This is a genomic window from Microbacterium sp. Bi128, assembly GCF_918698205.1.
This window is the reverse complement of the sequence record NZ_CAKKMM010001066.1, coordinates 1-1,788: the sequence shown is the minus strand read 5'-3', so window position 1 is coordinate 1,788 and position 1,788 is coordinate 1. Positions and strand designations below refer to the sequence as shown.

The 1,788-nt window shown below is 71.8% G+C and carries 1 pseudogene; it reads right to left on the bottom strand.

Going from position 1 to position 1,788, the window contains the following annotated elements:
- Positions 1-69 precede the first annotated feature (69 nt).
- A pseudogene (locus tag LQV45_RS29800) lies at positions 70-1,788 on the bottom strand (Ig-like domain repeat protein); the annotation flags it as partial.

Here is a 1,788-nt window from a genome sequence, read left to right as displayed (position 1 = left end):
CCCCCGCACCCCCGCACACGCAACCGCGGCGCCCGAGCCGGAGCCCGGACGCCGCGGTCGGCAGGAGGATCAGCGCAGCACAATGAACGCGCTGTACGCCTTCGAGTCGTCGACGGTGTCACTGCCGGCGTACTCGGCCTCGATGATCCGCAGGCCCCGCGTCTGCGGGTCGAGCGTGATCGTCGCGCGGCCGTCCTCGAGGGTCGCCGTGTACGGCTTCCCGGCGACGGTCACCGTCACCTCGCCCGTGGCCGCGGGGCCGCCCGAGGGGCGCACCTTCACGGTCAGGGTGTAGGTGTCGGACGTCCGACCGACCCACGGGCTGACCGTCACGGTCGTCCGGGAGGATGCCACGACGGGCACGCCCGCACTGTCGGCGGTGCCGGTGAGCCCGGTGCTCGCGGCCGTCGCGGTGACCCGCACCGACAGCACCGTGCCGACGTCGGCTCGCTGCACCTTGTAGGTCGACGAGGTCGCGCCCTCGATCGGCTCACCCCCGCGCAGCCACTGGAACGCCGTGGTGACCTCGGCGGGGTTCCATGTGCCCGCCGTCGCGGTGAGGGTGCGGCCGACCTTCGCCGTGCCGGTCACGGTCGGCGCATCCACGACGACCGGCGCGGCCTGGCCAGAGTCGACCGTGAGCACCGTCTGCACCGCGGACTCGCCGTACTGCACGACGCCGAGGTAGCGCGTCTCGGCCGCGAGGCCCTGCCACGACAGCTCGTACGTCGTCGCCACGCCCTGCTCTGCGGGGATCGGGTTCGGCGTCGCCGTGAGCTGTCCCTCGCCGCCGGGCTGCACGTTCGCGTAGGTCATGTCCCACGTGAACGGCGCCGTGAACGAGTAGATGTTCGCCTCGACGAGGTACGTGCCCGGGGTCGGGTTCGACAGAGACACCCGTTCGTCGGCCGAGGCCGTCGCCGAGGTGAACCGCTCGTAGTACCGCAGGTCGTCGGCGCTCACGACGCGCGAGACGAACAGGTCGAGGTCACTGCCGGTGTCGTCCGAGGAGTCGAGGTCGAAGCGCGAGAGGGTCGTCCCCTCGGGCACGTCGACGATCCACCGGACATAGCCGTCCGCGTCACCCGAGTCCTGGTTGCCCGAGTGGCCCTCGACGGGGTTGTCGGTGTCGACCAGCAGCGTCTCGGCCGCCAGCCCCGACACCGTCAGCGGCAGCTCACCGCTGACACCCGGCAGGATCTCCACGCCCGTGGAGCCCGACAGGCCGGTGCCCGCGACCTCGGCCGGAGCCTCGGCGGTCGTCGGGCGCACGGCGATCGGCGAGCGCACCTGCGTGTCGCCGCTCGTCCACGTGAGGAAACCGGTCGTCCACTCCTCGGCCGGGGCCGTGGTGCGGGCGAACGTCACCGTGAACTCCTGCGACTCTCCGGCGGCACCGAAGGTCAGCGTCGACGGTTCGACCGTGGCATCCAGCCCCGGCACGTCGATGGATGCCACGAAGGCCCCCGCCTGCGTGGAGGTCACCGTGCGCGTGACGGTCTGAGGCTTGGCGAGCGACCCGATCGAGATCGACGCGAGGTTGAGGTCGCTGCCGTCGATCGGCTCGACACCGAAGTCCTCGAGGCCCTTGCCCTGCAGGAAGGCCGCCCAGTCGGCGGGGCCGTTGAGGTACAGCAGACCCGGGTCGAAGTACTTCGTCGGGTCGACGTGACCGGCACCCTGCGCGAACGGATCCTGCGCGGGAGCGCCGTCGACGTCGACCGTGTCGTATGCCGTGGTCATCATGGCCGACTTCACCTCGGCGGGCGTGGCCAGCGGCCGCTCCCC